The 17606-nt window shown below is 70.0% G+C and carries 11 protein-coding genes; 7 read left to right on the plus strand and 4 right to left on the minus strand.

Annotated elements, in window-relative coordinates; translation table 11 throughout:
* Nucleotides 1–9: 9 nt before the first annotated feature.
* Nucleotides 10–915: a LysR substrate-binding domain-containing protein gene (locus VH569_RS08355; protein ID WP_423314924.1), complete on the plus strand. Its 906-nt coding sequence runs from the start codon at nucleotides 10–12 to the stop codon at nucleotides 913–915.
* A 15-nt stretch (nucleotides 916–930) separates the two neighbouring features.
* On the opposite strand, the gene VH569_RS08360 is transcribed toward VH569_RS08355, so the two are convergent.
* From VH569_RS08360 to ptsP, 4 genes are all read right to left on the minus strand, one after another.
* Complete coding sequence (locus VH569_RS08360; protein WP_109049076.1) at nucleotides 931–1248, minus strand: hypothetical protein; 318 nt, start codon at nucleotides 1246–1248, stop codon at nucleotides 931–933.
* A 157-nt stretch (nucleotides 1249–1405) separates the two neighbouring features.
* Nucleotides 1406–3178 carry a fructose-specific PTS transporter subunit EIIC gene (locus VH569_RS08365; RefSeq protein WP_423314925.1) on the minus strand — a complete coding sequence of 591 codons (1773 nt, stop codon included), beginning with the start codon at nucleotides 3176–3178 and terminating at the stop codon, nucleotides 1406–1408.
* 70 nt (nucleotides 3179–3248) lie between these two features.
* Nucleotides 3249–4217: a 1-phosphofructokinase gene (pfkB, locus tag VH569_RS08370; RefSeq protein WP_423314926.1), complete on the minus strand. Its 969-nt coding sequence runs from the start codon at nucleotides 4215–4217 to the stop codon at nucleotides 3249–3251.
* Complete coding sequence (gene ptsP / locus VH569_RS08375; RefSeq protein WP_423314927.1) at nucleotides 4214–6754, minus strand: phosphoenolpyruvate--protein phosphotransferase; 2541 nt, start codon at nucleotides 6752–6754, stop codon at nucleotides 4214–4216. Before ptsP ends, pfkB begins: the two co-directional genes overlap by 4 nt.
* A 259-nt stretch (nucleotides 6755–7013) precedes the next feature.
* Between ptsP and VH569_RS08380 the strand changes: the two genes are divergently transcribed.
* The 6 genes from VH569_RS08380 to VH569_RS08405 all read left to right on the plus strand — a co-directional run bounded on the left by VH569_RS08380 (nucleotide 7014) and on the right by VH569_RS08405 (nucleotide 17601).
* Nucleotides 7014–8027 carry a LacI family DNA-binding transcriptional regulator gene (locus VH569_RS08380; protein ID WP_423314928.1) on the plus strand — a complete coding sequence of 338 codons (1014 nt, stop codon included), beginning with the start codon at nucleotides 7014–7016 and terminating at the stop codon, nucleotides 8025–8027.
* A gap of 518 nt (nucleotides 8028–8545) precedes the next feature.
* Complete coding sequence (locus VH569_RS08385; protein WP_423314930.1) at nucleotides 8546–9931, plus strand: oligosaccharide flippase family protein; 1386 nt, start codon at nucleotides 8546–8548, stop codon at nucleotides 9929–9931.
* A 41-nt stretch (nucleotides 9932–9972) separates the two neighbouring features.
* Nucleotides 9973–11820, plus strand: coding sequence for a glycosyltransferase (locus VH569_RS08390; protein ID WP_423314931.1), 1848 nt, complete (start codon nucleotides 9973–9975; stop codon nucleotides 11818–11820).
* Entirely contained in the window at nucleotides 11817–13997 is a 2181-nt protein-coding gene (locus VH569_RS08395) for a hypothetical protein (RefSeq protein ID WP_423314932.1), read from the plus strand. The genes VH569_RS08390 and VH569_RS08395 overlap by 4 nt, the downstream gene beginning before the upstream one ends.
* Before the next feature lie 60 nt (nucleotides 13998–14057).
* Entirely contained in the window at nucleotides 14058–16376 is a 2319-nt protein-coding gene (locus tag VH569_RS08400) for a GumC family protein (RefSeq protein WP_423314933.1), read from the plus strand.
* Nucleotides 16377–16428: 52 nt separating this feature from the next.
* A complete protein-coding gene (locus VH569_RS08405) occupies nucleotides 16429–17601 on the plus strand; it encodes a glycosyltransferase (RefSeq protein ID WP_423314934.1) in 1173 nt (390 codons plus the stop codon).
* Nucleotides 17602–17606 lie beyond the last annotated feature (5 nt).

The following is a 17606-nucleotide window of genomic DNA, read 5'->3' on the forward strand; positions in this document are numbered from 1 at the left end:
CCTGGGAGAATGACCGTGAGCGGCTGGGACGGCATCGACGAATTCGTGGCGGTGGCCGAAACCGGCAGCTTTTCCCGCGCGGCGGAGCGGCTGCGCGTCTCCTCCTCCCACGTCAGCCGCAGCGTGGCGCGGCTGGAGGACCGGCTGCAGGCCCGGCTGTTCTACCGCACCACCCGCAAGGTCAGCCTGACCGAGAGCGGGCGTGCCTTCCTCGCCCGCTGCCGGCGGCTGGCCGAGCAGCGCGACGACGCCTTCCTGGCGGTGGGTGCGTTGCAGGGGGGCAGCGACAGCGATGTGAAGGGCGTGCTGCGCATGACCTGCGCCACCGCCTATGGCGAGCAGTTCGTCATGCCGCTGATCAACGACCTGATGGAGCGCCACCCGCAGCTGAGCATCGAGGTGGAACTGACCAACCGGCAGCTCGATCTGGTGCAGGAGGGGTACGATCTGGCGATCCGGCTCGGCCGCCTCAGCGAATCGAGTCTGGTGGCGACGCGCATCGCCCCCCGCGTGATGCATCTGTGCGCCGCCCCGTCCTATCTGGAACGCCACGGCAGTCCGGACAGCCTGACCAGCCTCGGCTCCCACCAGTGCCTGACCGGCACCTCCGACCACTGGCTGTTCGACGACAACGGCCAGGACTGGCTGTTCCGCCCGCGGGGCCGCTGGCGCTGCAACAGCGGATTCTCGGTGCTGGATGCGGCACTGCGTGGATTCGGGCTGTGCCAATTGCCGGATTACTACGTGCGCGATCCGGTGGCGGAGGGACGGCTGGTGTCCCTGCTGGACCGCCACCGGCCGCCCAACACGGCGGTGTGGGCGGTCTATCCGCAGAAGCGGCACGTGCCGGCGAAGGTGCATGCGGCGATCCGGCACCTGAAGGACGGGCTGGCGCGCCGGCAGGAGTACCGGTGACGATAACGGGTCCAGTCAGCCGTGATGGCGCAGATAGGCGCGCGGGTCGCAGTCCTCCCCCAGCGCCATGGCGCGGGCGCGGTGGATATGCTGCATCAGCACATCGCGGAACTCCTGCGCCGTCAGGTCGCTCCATTCCGGCGTCTCGTTGGCGAAGGTCATCTGCGCGGCGGTCGCCTCGAACAGGCGCAGCCACTCATCCGCCTTGCCGGCCGGATCCTCGTCCTTGCGGAACATCTCCGCCATCATCTTGGTCATCAGCGTGCCAAGGGCCAGCAGATTCACATGCAGCAGCATGTTGCCCAGCATCACATCGGGCTTTTCGTCGAGCATGGATCGGTCACTCCGGGCGATGTCTTGACCGATCCCACGGGCGGCGCCGCGAAAGCTGGCGCGGATTCTTCGGATAGATAGAAAAAGAAAAGCCCCTCCCCGCGGATGCGGAGAGGGGCCAGTTTCGGGAGGACGCCCGAGAGGAAAGGGACAAGGGTCAGGCGTGCGCACCGGCCTGCCGGACCGCCGGTTTCGGCGCCGCAGCAGTGACGGCGACCGGCTTCTTCAGGATGCGCAGGGCGACGGCGGTCACCACCGTGCCGACCACCAGGGCCACCACATAGCCGAGCAGATGCGTCACCGCGTTGGGGATCGGCAGGACGAAGACGCCGCCATGGGGCACCTTCAACTCCGCACCCACCGCCATCGACATCGCACCGGTCAGCGCACCGCCGAGCATCAGTGCCGGGATGACGCGCAGCGGATCGCGGGCGGCGAAGGGAATGGCGCCCTCGGTGATGAAGGCGATGCCCAGGACCGCGGCGGCATTGCCGGCCTCGCGCTCCTCCGCGGTGAAGCGGTCGGCGAACAGCTTGGTGGCGAGCGCCAGACCCAGCGGCGGCACCATGCCGGCGGCCATGGCGGCGGCCATCGGAGTGTAGACCTGGGAGGCGATCAGGCCGGTGGAGAAGGCGTAGGCCGCCTTGTTGACCGGACCGCCCATGTCGAAGGCCATCATCGCCCCGATCAGCAAGCCAAGCAGGATGGCGCTGCTGCCCTGCATGCCCTTCAGCCAGGCGCTCATCCAGGCCAGCGCCTCGGCGACCGGGGTGCCGACGACGTAGATCATCAGCAGGCCGGTCAGCAGCGAGCCCAGCAGCGGCAGGATCAATACCGGCTTCAACCCTTCCAGGTTGCGGTGCAGCTTGATGTGCCGGTTGAGGAAGGCGGTGCCGTATCCGGCGATGAAGCCGGCGACGATGCCGCCGAGGAAGCCGGCACCGATGCTGCCGGCCAGCATGCCGCCGACCATGCCGGGAGCGATGCCGGGGCGGTCGGCGATGGAATAGGCGATGTAGCCGGCCAGCGCCGGCACCATCAGGGCGAAGGCGCCCTTGGCGCCGATCTGGAACAGGGCATAGCCCAGCGTGCCGGCGTTGGATTCCTCGTAGACGTAGATGCCGCCCAGCGCGAAGGCCAGGGCGATCAGCAGGCCGCCCGTCACCACGAAGGGCAGCATGAAGGACACGCCGGTCATCAGATGCTTGTAGGGGCCGGTGCGCTGGGCCGAGCGCTCAGCCTTGCCGGCGGCGACGGCATCGGCCAGCGGGGTCGCGCCACCGGCGGCGCCATGCGTCTTCGCCTCGGCCAGGGCACGGTTGACCAAGGCCTTGCCGTCATTGATGGCGGGCTTGGTGCCGCTGAGGAACACGCGCTTGCCGGCGAAGCGGGACAGGTCGATCTGGGTATCGGCGGCGATCAGCACGACGTCCGCCTCGCGGATCTCCTCGTCGGTCAGGGTGTCGCGCGCACCGACGGAGCCCTGGGTTTCCACCCGGACCTTGTGGCCCAGCGCGGTCGCCGCCTGCTGGATGCCCTCGGCCGCCATGAAGGTGTGGGCGATGCCCGTCGGGCAGGAGGTGATGGCGACGATCCGGCGCGGGCCGGCCGCCGCGGAAGCGGCAGACGCGGAGGAGGACGCCTTCTCCAGCACGGCGGCGGGGTTGCCCAGCACCTCGTCGAGCGAGGCGGTGCTGCGCTTGAGCGCGGCGAAGCGCCCGTCGTCGAAATCGCCGCTGCCGATCAGGATCAGCCCGTCGGCCGTGGACAAAGCGGCGGCGTCGAGCGGAGACTGGATGCCGAGGCTGGTGCGAATCTCCACCTGGATGCGGTGGCCGGCCTTCGCCGCCGCCTTGCGCAGGGCCTCGGCCGCCAGAACGGCCTGAGTGGTAAGATCGCCCGCCGCGATCACGGCCAACAGGGTCGCCATTGTTTCCTCCTGGCGGGTTCGAGCCCGCGCCTGTCACTGCGTTGATTTCAGTCCGATAGTGTCGGAAATCTCAGTCGATCGGGGTCAGGGCCACCTGGGCGGCGAGCGACCGCACCGTCGCCGGATCGGGTAGGTTGGGGCCAAAGCAGCCGAGCTTGGCGGCGGCGAAGGCCACCGACAGCCGCGCGACGTCCTCCAGCCCGCCATCCTGTTGAAAGGCGGCGATCAGCCCGGCCACCATCGCGTCGCCCGCCCCGACGGTGCTGAGCGCCTGGACCGGCGGCAGCCGGCCGTGCAGGGCGCGGGCGCCATCGACGAACAGCGCGCCGTCCGCCCCCAGCGACACCACCACCACCGACACGCCGCGGCGATGCAGATCGCGGGCCGCATCGAGCAGGTCGGCGGTCGTCGGCAGCGGCCGGCCGGCCCAATCCTCCAACTCGTGCCGGTTGGGCTTGATGCAATGGGGCAGCGCACCGGTGGAGGCCAGCGCCGCCGCCAGCGGCGCCCCGCTGCTGTCCAGCACGACACGGGCGCCGGCCACCGCCAGATCGGCGGTCAGGGCGGCGTAGGAGTCGGCAGGCAAGCCTTCCGGCAGGCTGCCGGCCAGAAGCACCGGCGTTCCCGGCTCCACCAGCCCCAGCACGGTCTCCCGCACACGGTCGACGGCGCTCGCATCGGCGCTCAGGCCCGGCAGGTTGATGTCGGTCGTGTCGTTGGCCGCGAGGTCGGCGATCTTGATGTTGACCCGCGTTTCGCCCGGCAACCGGATGAAGGCGTCGGCGATGCCCTTGGCCTGGAACAGAGCCTCGAAAGGCGCGGCGTTGCCGGTGCCGAGCAGGCCGGTGGCGGTCACCGGTGTCCCCCAGTCTGCAAGGCAGCTGGCGACGTTGACGCCTTTGCCGCCGGCATTGTGGCGCACCGCCTTGGCGCGATGGACGCTGCCGGGCTTCAAAGCCTCGACCGTGATGGTCTGGTCGATGGCCGGGTTCAACGTGACGGTGACGACGGGCCGGGCCGTCTTCAGCTGGCCGCTCATGACGCTTCCCCCTCCAGCGCCCGCACCTCGTCGGACGATTCGCAATCCAGCGCCCGCTGGGCCAGTGCCCGCAGGCCGACGAGGTCGCTGTCGCGCAGCTTGTCCTTGACGCCGGGGATGTCGCGCGGGGTCATCGACAGCTCGCGCACGCCGAGACCGGCCAGCAACGCGGCGCCGAAGGGGTCGCCGGCGATGCCGCCGCAGACGCCGACCCAACGGCCGTGCTTTTCCGCCCCTTCCACCGTCAGGCGGATCAGGCGCAGCACCGACGGGTGCAGACTGTCGGCCTCCGCCGCCAGTTCGGGGTGCTGGCGGTCGATAGCCAGCGCGTATTGCGTCAGGTCGTTGGTGCCGATGGAGAAGAAATCGACATGGCGGGCCAGCACGTCGGCCTGGATGGCGGCGGCCGGCACCTCGACCATGATGCCCAGCGGCACCGCCGGGGCGTCCAGTTCCGCCCGGATGCGGTCGCAGACGGCGCGCAGCGTCTCGACCTCGCGCAGCGTGGTGATCATCGGGAACATGATCAGCAGCGCGCCGGGCTTCGCCCCCTTGGCGGCGCGGTAGAGCGCGCGCAGCTGCGGCTCCAGCAGTTCGGGATGGCGCAGCAGCAGGCGGGCGCCGCGCACGCCGAGGAAGGGATTCTCCTCATGCGGCAGTTGCAAATGCGGCACCTGCTTGTCGCCGCCGATGTCCAGCGCGCGGACGATCAGCGGACGGCCGTCCAGCGCCTCCAGCATGGCGCGGTAGGTCTCGTACTGCTCCTCCTCGCTCGGCGCATCGCCGCGCTCCAGGAACAGGAACTCGGTGCGCATCAGGCCGACGCCCTCGCCGCCCTGCGACAGGGCCATCGCCACCTGATCGGGCCGGTTGACGTTGGCGCCGATCTCCACCGTGTGGCCGTCGCGGGTGCGGGCGGGCAGGCTGCGCCGCTCCTCCTGCTGGGTCTTCCTGATGCGCTGCTCCTCGATCCAGCCATGGGCGGCGGCGATGTCGGCCTCGGAGGGGTCCAGATAGAGGCGGCCGGACTGGCCGTCGAGGATGGCGGTGGTGCCGTTGGCGAGCCCGGTCAGCGCAGCGCCGCCGGCGACCATCGCCGGCAGGCCAAGCGTGCGCGCCAGGATGGCGGTGTGGGAGGTCGGGCCGCCCTGTGCCGTCGCCAGACCGATGACGCGTCCCATGTCGAGGGCGGCGGTGTCGGACGGCGACAGATCGTCGGCGACCAGGATGCAGGGGGTGTCCGGCAGGTCGCGGATCGAGCCGCCGCGCAGGTCGGGATCGATGCGGGTCAGCACCCGGCGGCCGACATCGCGCAAGTCGGCGGCGCGGCCGGCCAGCACCGGGTTCGGGTTGGCGGCGAGCCTGGCGGCGCTGCGCTCCACCGCCTCGTTCCACGACCAGCCGGGACCATGCCCCTCGACCATCAACTGGCAGGCCAGCGTGATGACGTCGGTGTCGCTCAGCAGCTCCGCCTGCGCAGCGAAGATGCCGGCCTCGGCCGGCCCCAGCCGGCGGGCGGTGTCGTCGGCCAGCGCCTTCAGCTGCTGGCGCGTCAGGTTCAGCGCCTCGTGCAGGCGGTTGCCCCCCTCCAGCAGTGGGGCCGGACGGTCGGGAACGGTCAGGTCGGCCTTCGGCATCACATGGACAGGACCGATGGTCAGGCCCGGGCTGGCGCCGATGCCGGCAATCGCGGGCATCTCGCGACCGCCATTCGTGCCAGTGGCCGGCGGAGTCCAGCCCTGCACCACGGCCTTCGCCTTGCGCGCCGCGGCGGCGGCATCCGCCTTTTCCCGCGCGCTGAGGCCGGTGATGGTGGCGCGCAGCCGGTTCAGCACCGCGCGGGCATCGGGCCCGTCGGTGGACACGGTGATGCGGTCGCCAGGACGGAGGCCCAGTTGCAGCAGCGCCACCAGCGTCTTGCCGTCGGCACTCTCTTCGCCATGGCGGACGCGGACCCGGCCGGACGCGGCACGGGCGCTCTCGACCCAGACGGCAGCGGGGCGGGCATGCAGGCCGGTCGGATAATCGACCACCCACTCGAAATTCTCGGCAAGATCGCCGGCATCGGCGGCGGAGGGGACCGGCGATGCGGTCTCGTCGGACAGAGCGGCAACGAGATCGGCGGGGTCGCCGGTGGTGAACAGGGCAGCCAGCCGCGCCTCGTCCTGCATCAGGCGGGTCAGGCGGCGCAGGATGGCGATGTGGGCGTCGGACTGGGCGGCGATGGCGACGACGAGCCGGGCGGTCTGCCCGTCGTTCCACACCACGCCGTCCGGCACCTGCAGGATCGCGATCCCGTTGTGGCGGACCAGATTGCGGTCGTCCACCATGCCGTGCGGGATGGCGACGCCATGGCCGAGGAAGGTGTTCGCCACCGTTTCGCGCCGGATCATGCTGTCGGCATAGGCGGGATCGATGCAGCCCGCGGCGATCAGCAGCTGCGCCGCCTCGCGGATCGCCGCCTCCTTGCCCGCCGGAGCGGCGCCGAGGCGGATCAGATCGGGGGGAAGGCTCAAGGGGTGCGTGTCGGTGAGCATGGCGACCGTATCCTCCGCGGGCTTTTGTTTGTGCTGTTGAACTAAGTGAAAACGATTACAGTCCGGCTGTCAACGCTTGTTGCGTTGCAGCATATGGACTTTCCTGGATGAACGGCTTGTCAGGCGGACAAAAATAAAGGATGTTTTGCCGAGGCTACTGGAAACGTTTTCAGAAAATACCCCGCCCTGGTCATCTTCGGCCCATGCGGCTAAGGTCGCCTCCCCAATCGGGGCATCCCTCCACACGATCGGTCTGGACATGAGCGTCTCGGGAAAAACCGCCGGCATCAAGGACGTGGCCCTGGCTGCCGGCGTGTCGGTCGCCACCGTGTCACGCGTGCTGAGCAACGGTCCGGTCAGCGACACCCTGCGCAGGCGGGTGGAGGATGCGGTGCGCGCCACCGGCTACCGTCCCAACCTGTCGGCGCGGCGGCTGCGCTCGCAGCATTCGCAGACCATCGGGCTGGTGGTGTCCGACATCCGCAACCCCTTCTTCACCGCCGTCAGCCGCGCGGTGGAGGATGCGGCCTACCGCGCCGGCATGCGCGTGATCCTGTGCAACAGCGACGAGAATCCCGAACGGGAGGAGCTGTACCTGCGCCTGATGCAGGAGGAGCGGATCACCGGCCTGATCTTCGCCCCCACCCGGGCGACGCTCGACCGTCTGGACGGGCTGGATCTCGATTTCCCCGTCGTGCTGATCGACCGCAACGCGCCGACCGGCCGTCACGATGCCGTGGTCCTCGACAACCCGCGTGCCGCGGTGATGCTGGTGGAGCATCTGCATGCCCAGGGCTATCGCCGCATCGCCGGCCTGTTCGGCAACACCAGCACCACCGGCCAGGAGCGTCATGAGGGCTACCGCGCCGCCATGACCGCCCGCGGCCTCGCCCCGGCGGCCCGCTTTCTCGCCCCTCATGCCGATGCGGCGGAAGAGGCGGTGGTGGCGTGGATGGCGGAGCGCGACCGGCCGGAGGCCTTCATCGTCAGCAACAGCCTGTTCCTGATGGGCGTGGTCAAGGCGGCCCGCCGCCTGCGCCTGCCGATTCCGGACGGACTGGCGGTTGCCGGCTTCGACAACGAACCGTGGACGGAACTGGTCGGGCCCGGCCTGACCGTCATCGAACAGCCGGTGCAGGACATCGGCCAGTCCGCCATGGCCCTGCTGTTCGAACGGCTGGAGGCGCCGGACCGTCCCAGCCGCCGCCTCATTCTCGGCGGCACCTGCATCGTGCGCGGCTCCACCGCCGCGCGGATGGCCGCGGCCGACTGAAGACACCCATCAATGGCGTCAGGCGGCGGTCCGACGACGCCATGCGGCGGGGCGCAACGGCGCCTCCCCCTCCCCTCCCGTGTGCGACCGGCCCGGCAACGGGCTAATCCCGATGCCGGAAAATGGGCGTCGCCGATAACCGATGCCCGAAAGATACGCTAGGTCCGACAATCCCCACCAACGGATGTTCAAAGAAAAATACTCCCCTGGTGTGTGGGAAGAACAGTTCCGAAAGCGGCGTTGACCCTGGACCAACACCCCACTACCGTCCTGTTTGCAACGCACAACAAAAATGCGCGTCGGATCAAATAACGGCCGCATTTTACGATTGTTCCTCTTCCCGATAACTTTTGAATTCATCGGACAATGTTGGCAAGACCAACTATTTTTCGCCGGCAAAAGCAGGCAAGTGAAAGCCGCTTCAAATTGGGAATGGGGCTGCAATCAAAACAGGAGTTCCAGAACGGCAGGTTACGCAGTGCGCGGATTTCAGGGCCATCAACGGGGGTGACGGCGCGATGCTGAAGGGTTTGACCGGACGAACGGCGGCGGCAAAGCGGAACAGCTTCGCCCGGCAAGGCGTGGCGACGGTGCTCGTCACCGCCGCGACGATGGCGCTGGGGCTGCTGACGGGGATCCTGGTTGCCCGCACCATCGGTCCGGACGGCCGGGGGGCGCTGACCGCGGTCCTGACCACCGTGCAGCTGCTGGGCTGGCTGTTCGGCATGGGCTGCGGCAAGGCGGTGACCTATGCGCTGTCGCGGGACCATGCCGCCGGCGGTCGCCTCTTGAGCACCTGGACCCTGATCCTGCTGCCGGTCGCAGCGGTGGCGATCGGCGTCGGCTACTTGCTTCTGCCGACGCTGCTGGCGGCACAGCCGGCGGAGACGCTGGCGCTGGCGCGGCTCTACCTGCCGATGATCGCCATGGCCCTGCTGTCCGAACTGATGCTGGGGCTGATCCTCGGCGACCAGGATTTCCGCAGCTTCAACGCGCTGAATTTTCTTCAGCCGGCCGGCGTCGCCATCGTCTATGCCGCGCTGTGGGCCACGGGCCGCTTCACGGTGGAGGCCGCCGTCATCGTCCAGGCGGCGATGAGCACGCTGGTGCTGGTGGTGGCGACCGCTCTACTGGTCCGCCGGCACGGCATCGGCCGGCCCGATCCGGCACTCGGCCGTCAGACCGTCTGGTATGCCCTGCGCACCCACGGCGACGTGGTGGGCGGCGTCATCACGCAACGGCTGGACCTGCTGATCATCCCGGCCTTCCTGTCGGCGGCGCAGGTCGGGCTCTATGCGCTGGCGACCAGCCTGTCCTGGCTGATCGTCAGCCTGTCCGGCGCGCTCGCCACCGTCGTCATGCCCGCCGCCACCCGGCGGGGACAGTCGGGGCGCGCGCTTGTGCTGAACAGCCTTCAGGCGACCTTCGCCATCGGCGGGCTCCTGGGCGGCGGACTGTTCGTCTTCGCCGACATCGCCATCGGGCTGGTCTATGGCCCGTCCTTCGCCGACAGCGCGCTGCCGCTGCGGCTGCTGCTGCCGGGCGCAATCCTCTACGCCGCCGCGTCGATCCTGCTGAACGGGCTCTACGCGGAGAACCGGCCCTTCACCGCCACCCTGGCCAATCTGCTGGGCATGGTGGTCACGCTGGGCGGGCTGCTGCTGTTCCTGCGCAGCGGCGGGATCCTGGCGGCGGCCATCGTCTCCACCGTCGCCTACACGCTGGTGTTCGCCACCGCCGCGACGCTCTACCGCCACGCGACCGGACTGCCCTGGCGCGTCTTCCTTCCCGACCCGGCGATGCTCGCAGCCTTGCCGCGGCGCCTGTTCGACAAGCCGGCCCCGGCGGCAGCCGCTCCGGCCCTTACTCCGGTCGCCACCCCGGCCAGCCCCGCAGGCAAGTGACCGAACCCACCGGACATTCTTTAGGAATCGAGGAAACCGCAATGCGACTGTCGCTCTTGACGCCCGAATACCCACCCGGCGAAAAGCTCGGCGGTATCGCCACGCACACCCACACGATGGCCCGCGCGCTGGCGCGGCTGGGCCATACCGTCCAGGTGGTGACCCCATGGAAGGCCGGCGGCCTGCCGGCCGGCACCACCATCGAGGACGGGGTGACGGTGCAGCGCGTCGATCCGGGTCCGCACAGGCATGCGGTAATCGACCGCTTCCGGACCAACCGCCGGCTGGCCGATGCTGTCCGCGCCTTCGGTCCCGACGTGGTCCATGCGGCGGAGTTCGATGCCGACGCATGGTGGCTGACACGCTTCAGCACCATTCCGGTGGTGACGCGGCTGGCGACCCCGACCGGGCTGGTGATGGACACCAACACCCAGCCCTGGGTTCCGCACACCCATCTGCTGAATGCGCTGGAGCGCGACCAGACCAAACGCAGTGCCGCGATCTACGCCTCCACCCGCGCCATCGCCCGGCGGGTGGCCGATTACTGGCGCATCGCGCCGGAGCTGATCCAGGTCATCCCCAACAGCATCGACATCGCCGCGGTGGCGGCGAACCGGACGGCCGAACCGCCGATCCCTCTGCCGAAACGCTTCATCGCCTTCTTCGGCAGGCTGGAGGGGCGCAAGGGCATCGCCACGCTGGGCCGCGCCGTTCCGGGCGTTCTGGCCGCCAACCCCGACCTGCATCTGATGATGATCGGCGGCGAGGATGCGGCGAGCGCCGCCGTCATCGACCAGTTCCGCCGCGATGTCGCCCCGGTCGCCGACCGCGTCCATTTCACCGGCGCCCTGCCGCGCAACGACGCGCTGGCCGTGGTGGCGCGGGCCGAGATGGCGGTCGTCCCCTCCCTGTGGGAGAGCTTCGGCTTTGTGGTGGTGGAGGCGATGGCGCTGGGCGTGCCGGTGGTCGCCAGCGACTGCGGCGGCTTCCCGGAAATCATCGAGCATGGCCGCACCGGCTGGCTGGTCCCGCCGGGGGAAGCCGAACCGCTGCGCGACATGCTGATCGCCCGGCTGGCCGACCGCGAGGGGCTGAAGGCGGTCGCCGCGGCAGGTCTGGAGCATGCGAAGACCTTCGACGTCGACACCGTCGCCGCCCAGGTCGCCACCCTGCTGAAAAATGCCAGGGCGGAACGCACCCAGGCCGCCGGCTCCGGCATCTACAACAACGGCTACCGCCGCCATTTCCGTCCCGACCACCCGACCACCCCGTTCTACCGCATCTATGACGAGAAGCGGCGCGCGGTGGCGGCGGAGCTGGAGCGGCTGCCGCGGATGCGGATCCTCGATGTCGGCGGCGGCTACGGCCGCATCACTGGCCCCTTCGCCGGCCGTCACGACGTGACGCTGGTCGACATCTCCCACGAGATGCTGGCGGAAGCGAAGGAGCGCTTCCCCGCCCTGACCGTCCAGCAGGCCGACGCCCGCAAGCTGCCCTTCCCCGACGACAGCTTCGACCTCGTCATCGCCATGGATCTCCTCTGCCACCTGCCGGATCTGGAAGCCGGCGTCCGCGAGTTGCAGCGGGTGGTCAAGCCCGGCGGCCGGATCGTCTGCGACACCACCAACGCCAACCCGCTGTGGGTGATCGCCTATCCCCGCTATTACCGCTGGCGGCCCGACCGGCTTCTGGCGACCATGCGCTGCCATGGCGTGCTGCCGGAATGGAAGGCGCTGGTCCGCCACCATTGGGCGCCGGAGATGCGCAAGGCCATCGCCGCCACCGGCCTGACCCTTCAGAAGACCGATCATTTCGGCCCGCCGGGGGTGGCGAAATGGCATTTGTGGTGGTGCCGGCGCGGCGGCGGGACGGAGGGTCGCGCATCGTGACCAAACCGCTCCCCAAACCGCCCTTGCTCCTCTTCCTCGCCCATGGCGGCGATCCGCACCGCGTCGCCATGGCGCCGGTGCTGGCCGCCGCGGCGGAACGCGCCGGATGGACCTTCGACCTCTATTATGACGGACGCCGCAGCGGACGCCATTTCGGCGGCTGGGAAGACGGCAACCGCACCGAGGCGACCGGCACCGGCAGCCTGATGGCCGGCGGCCGGCATCTGGACCACGCGCTGTGGCTGACCACCTGCTTCCGCGTCGTGGCGCTGGGCGACCCCGCCTCTCCGCTTTGGCCGGTGGTGGAGGCGGGCGGCGAATGCGCCCTGCGCAGCACCGATCCGGCCGCCCTGTATGACGCCGCCTTCCGTCTGCTAGGCCAGCCGGTTCCGCAGGAGGTCGCGGTGCTGGATATGGCGCCGCAGACCCCGCTTGGCATCGTCGCCGCGCCGTTCCTCTATCCGCGTCTGATGGCGGAGCCCTGCCTCGGCATCGACGCCAGTGCCGATGCCGGGCTGCGGCAACGGCTGGAGGCGCTGGGCGCCCGCCGCTTCACCGGTTACTGCGTCGACCCGGTGCGTGCCCGCGCCTTTCCCGGCGGCCTCGATGCGGTCGAGGGCAAGGTGGCGGGGGAGAGCTATGCCAGCTTCAGCGTGGCGCTGGCCCGCCGCCATGCCGATTGGGGACGCGGCACCCTGCTGGGCGACCCCGACCTGATCGCCGCCCAGCTGCCGCTGGCGGCGGCCAAGCGGCTCCTGCCGCTCTATGGCCGGCCGCAGACCGACGTGATCGAGCGCGCCGCCGACCTGATCCAGGCCGGGGCCGATCCGGTCTATGGCCGACAGTTCGACGATCATGACTTCTTCGCGCTGGGTCGGCTCGGCCGCGGCTTGCAGATCGTCGATCCCGACCCGCCCTTCGCCAGCACTGCCGCGGTGCCGCTGCGCATCGCCGAGCCGCCACGCCCCTTCACCGACTTCGAGCCCGACGACGCCACCCTGCGCCGCTGGGCGGCGGAGGGGCGGGTGCTGACCACGCTGGTCCTGTGGTCCGGCATGATCCGCGAGTTGCATTGCATCCCGCGCATTCTCGATCTGGTGGCGGCGACCGGCCTGCGTTGCGGGCTGGTGGTCACCGTCGACAGCCTGACCCAGTCCAGCCCCGCCGACCTCGCCCTGCTGTCGGTGCCGGAGGAGCGCGGCGGCGTCCTGGGCCGGGTGGAGCTTCTGCTGGGCAGCACCGGCCGCGGCGTCTGCGCCGAGGGAGAGATGCCGGGCCTCGAAAACCGGGGCGGCGAGCTGACCCGTCTGTTGAGCGATGCCCGTGCGGAGATCGCCACCATGCTGCCGCCCGGCCTGATGCCGCGCGGCTGGTGGCCGCTGGTCGACTCGCCCCTGGTGCCCGGACACACCCCGCGCCTGCATTGGGAGGAGGGCCGCCCAGTGCTGCGCATCTCCCCGCGCCCCCGCCCGGCAGAAACTCCCGCAGCCAGCGTCGAGGTGCCCCCGGAAGGCACGCCGCGCACGGTACCGCAGACCGGTGCACCGGCGATGGACGCCCGGCGCCTGATCGGGAACGCGCTGCGCCGCTACCGGCTCGACCGCTTCTACGAAGCGTGGCGGCCCTACGACAGCGCCCGCCCCGGCCCGCTGCGGCCGGAGGTCGCCGCCGCAGTCCACTCCGCCGGCTTCGACTACATGTGGACCAAGTCCGGTTTCGGTGCCGCCGAGGCGGTGGTGACGGACGGCGGAGGTGGCGACGGCTTCGTGGCGCTGCCCTTCACCGCCGGCGACTGGGACGGCTGGTCGCCCTTCTACACCATCCGCAACACCGCGCAGGTCCGGTCGGCCGAACGCCGCCTGACGCGCAGCGGAAAGCCGGGATGGCTGGCCTCCAACATCGATTCCATCCTGTGGATGCTGCCCGGAGAGGTTCTGGAAAAGGGACGCGCGCTGTTCCAGGTCGCCCAGCTCGTCGCCAATGGCGGCGGGACCGGAACGCTGGTCAACGTCACCCCCAACACCGTCGCCCGCTATGCCCGCATCCTGGCCGAGGCCAAGGCCGGACATGGCGCCACCACGCCTCCCGCGATCCCACCGGAAGTCGGCGGCACACGGGCACAGGGTGAAGCGCCGGAAACCCGCCAGCCCAGCCGCGACCCGGCAGAGGTCGCCTGAGCCACCACAGCCGTCTTGCAACGCCGCGCACCGTTCGCCCGCTATGAAGGAGTTGAGCCCATGGACGCACCGGAACACCGATTGCCGTCAGGCACGTCCGGTCTCGCCGCCGGCTTTGTCGCACCGCCGGTCGGAACGGGCGCCGACAAGGTCGACGTCAGCCGGCTGGTGCAGATGCTGTGGCGCCAAAAATGGCTGATCCTCGGGCTGACCGCGGTGCTGTGGCTGCCGGCGGTGTTGCTGATCAACGCCATGACCCCACTCTACAGCTCCTCCACCGTGGTGGTGATCGACCCGCATCCGAACCGCGTCATCAACATCCCCTCTGTCTCCGAGCCGATGGGGATCTATCTCGACACCGTCAACACCGAAGTGGAAATCCTGCGCTCCCGCGATCTCGCCGCCCGCGTGGTCGAGGCACTAAACCTGGGACAGGAACCGGAATACGCCGCCCCCACCAACAAGCCCGGCCTGTTCAGCCCGCTGATGGAGGAAGGCCGTACCCTGTTGACGGAAGTGACGGCGATGCTGCCTGACTCGCTGGCCGTGCTGCTGACACCGCCGCCGCGCCCGGCCGCCCCGACCGGCAACGCGCAGGACAGGGAAGCCGACCGCCTGACCGAGGCGTTCCAGAAGAATCTGCGCATCAGCCCCGGCGTGCAGTCCCGCGCGATCCGCATCACGGTGGAGGCGAAGGACCCGCAGCTTGCCGCCCGCGCCGCCACCGCCGTCGCCGACGCCTATCTCGCCATCCAGGTGGAGGCGAAGCGCAAAGCCACCCAGAACGCCAGCGAATGGCTGCAAAGCCGCCTGGACGAGCTGCGCCAGGACATGACCACCACCGGCCGCGCCGCGGTCGAGGCGATGCGGTCCGAGACCGGCATGGTGAAGGGCCGCGACGCTCCGCTGGTGAATGAGGAAATGTCGGCCCTGAACGGGCAGCTGGCGGAGGCGCGCACCGCTCACGCCAATGCCCAGGCCCGGTTGCGCCAGCTGCAGTCGGTGCGGCCTGGCAACCCGGAATCGCTGACCGGCGCCGACATCGGCGGCGATCCGCTGATCACCACCCTGCGCCAGCGTCAGGCGGCGCTGAACGCCCAGCTCGCGGAATTGCGGGCCCAGTACGGCGACCGCCACCCGGCGCTGAACCGGCCGACCGCGGAACTGCGCGAGCTGAACGCCACCCTCGCCACCGAGGTCGACCGCGTGGTCCGCAGCCTGCGGGGCGAGGTGGAACAGCAGGTTGCCAAGATCCAGGATCTGTCCCGCCGGTTGGAAGGCCTGCGAACGGAATCCTTCGACACGCTCCAGGCCGACGTTCGGCTGCGCGACCTTCAGCGGCAGGCCGATGCGTCGGACGACAACTACCGCCGCGCCGTCACCCGCCTGAAGGAGACGCAGGTGCTCCAGGCGCTGGAGATGACGCCGGACGTGCGCATCGTCTCGGCCGCCGCCGTTCCGGGCGGCCCGGTCGGGCCGGGCAAGGCGGTGCTTGCCGGACTGGCCGCGGTCGTCTGCGGCGCCATCGCCACCGGCGTCGCCCTGGTGCGGACCATGCGGCAGCGCGGCGTCTACAGCTCCCATCAGGTGGAGGCGCTGCTGGGCCTGCCCGCGGTCGGCATCGTGCCGCTGCTGGGCCGGGCCAAGCGGTCAGCGCGTGCCGACGACGACCCCTATTCCAACACCGGCGGCGGCGATTTCGCCGAGGCGGTCTGGCGGCTCTGCGCCCGGCTGCATCTGGTCCGCACCGGGGCCGAGCCCGCCAGCGTCAAGGGCGGCGAGGTGGTGATGCTGACCTCGTCGGTGTCGGGAGAGGGCAAGACGACGCTGGCCGTCGCACTCTCCGCCTTCCTCGCCGACACCGGCCGGCGCGTCGTCATCGTCGATTGCGACACCCGCCGTCCGGCCGTGCACCGGCTTCTCGGCGGCGTCCGTCCGCCCAAGGGGCTGACCGACCTGCTGGAAGGCGACGCGACGCTTGATCAGGTGCTGCACATCGACGACCGCCGCCGGGTGTCGGTGATCGCCGCCGGCCGGCCGGTCGACCGGCCGCAGATCCTGCTCGGCTCCAAGGCCATGCTGTCGCTGCTGGTCGAGCTGGCCGAACGCTACGACGTCGTCGTCCTCGACACGCCGCCGGTGCTGTCGGTGTCGGACGCGCTGATCCTGGCGCCGCTGGCCGACCGTGTCCTCTACGTCGTGCGCTGGGCGCGCACCGCCTCCAGCCTCGCCAGCGCCGGCATCAAGCAGGTGCGGCAGGTCGGCGGGCGGATCGGCGGAGCGGTGCTGTCGATGGTCAACGCCCGCGAACACGCGAATCTCGAATATGGCGCCCGCCCGCCCAGCGGCCGTTCCTACCGCCTGCGCCGCATCGCCTGAGATCGAACTTTTGGGCTCAGGCAAGCGCCGGTCCCTTTCTGGAGAACCCACCATGAAAGTCGCGATCGTCCATTACTGGCTCGTCGGGATGCGCGGGGGCGAGAAGGTCGTCGAAGCCCTGTGCGAGCTGTATCCGGAGGCAGACATCTTCACCCATGTCTACCGGCCGGAACGCATGTCGCCGACCATCCGCTGCCACCGGGTCACCACGACCTTCATCGACAGGCTGCCGATGGCCCACCGGATGTACCAGAAATACCTGCCGCTGATGCCGCTGGCGCTGGAGCAGCTGGACCTCAGCGCCTACGATCTGGTCATCAGCAGCGAATCCGGACCGGCCAAGGGCGTGCTGACGCGGCCCGACGCGCTGCATGTCTGCTACTGCCACACGCCGATGCGCTATGTGTGGAGCGGCTATCACGATTACCTGCATTCGGCCGGCCCGATCGTCCGGCCGCTGATGCCCTATGCCATCCATCGTTTGCGGCAATGGGATCTGGCGACCGCGGCGCGGGTCGACCGCTTCATCGCCAATTCGCACACGGTGGCGCAGCGCATCTGGCGGGTCTATCGCCGCGACGCCACCGTCATCCACCCGCCGGTGGAAACGCAGCGCTTCGCCACCGTCACCTCTCCTAACGGCGGCGACAGGAGCGACCATTACCTGTTCGTCAGCCAGCTCGTTTCCTACAAGCGCGCGGATGTCGCCATCGAGGCGTTCAACCGCATGGGCCGCAAGCTGGTGGTCGTCGGCGAGGGGGAGGAGTTCCGGCGGCTGAAGCAGATGGCCGGCCCGACGGTGGAGCTGGTCGGCCATTGCTCCCCGGCCGACCTCGACCGCCACTATGCGTCCTGCCGGGCGCTGATCTTCACCGCCAACGAGGATTTCGGCATCGTCCCGGTGGAGGCGATGGCCGCCGGGCGGCCGGTGATCGCGCTGAACCGCGGCGGCGCCACCGAGACGGTGCGCGACGGCCTGTCCGGCCTGTTCTTCGACCAGCAGACGCCGGAGGGCCTGATCGAGGCGGTGGAGCGGTTCGAGGCGCAGGAGGCGCGCTTCAACCCTGCCGCCATCCGCGCCCATGCCGCCCGCTTCGACCGCGACGTGTTCAAGGTGCGCCTGCGCGAAACCATCGACAGCTGGATGAACGGCGAGGAAGCCTCGCTGGCGCCCGACCGCCCCACGGCGATCAGCCGCCGCGGACGGGAGCTGGCACCGGCATGAGCGGC

This window comes from Azospirillum sp. 11R-A (genome assembly GCF_049472615.1).
GTDB lineage: Bacteria > Pseudomonadota > Alphaproteobacteria > Azospirillales > Azospirillaceae > Azospirillum > Azospirillum palustre.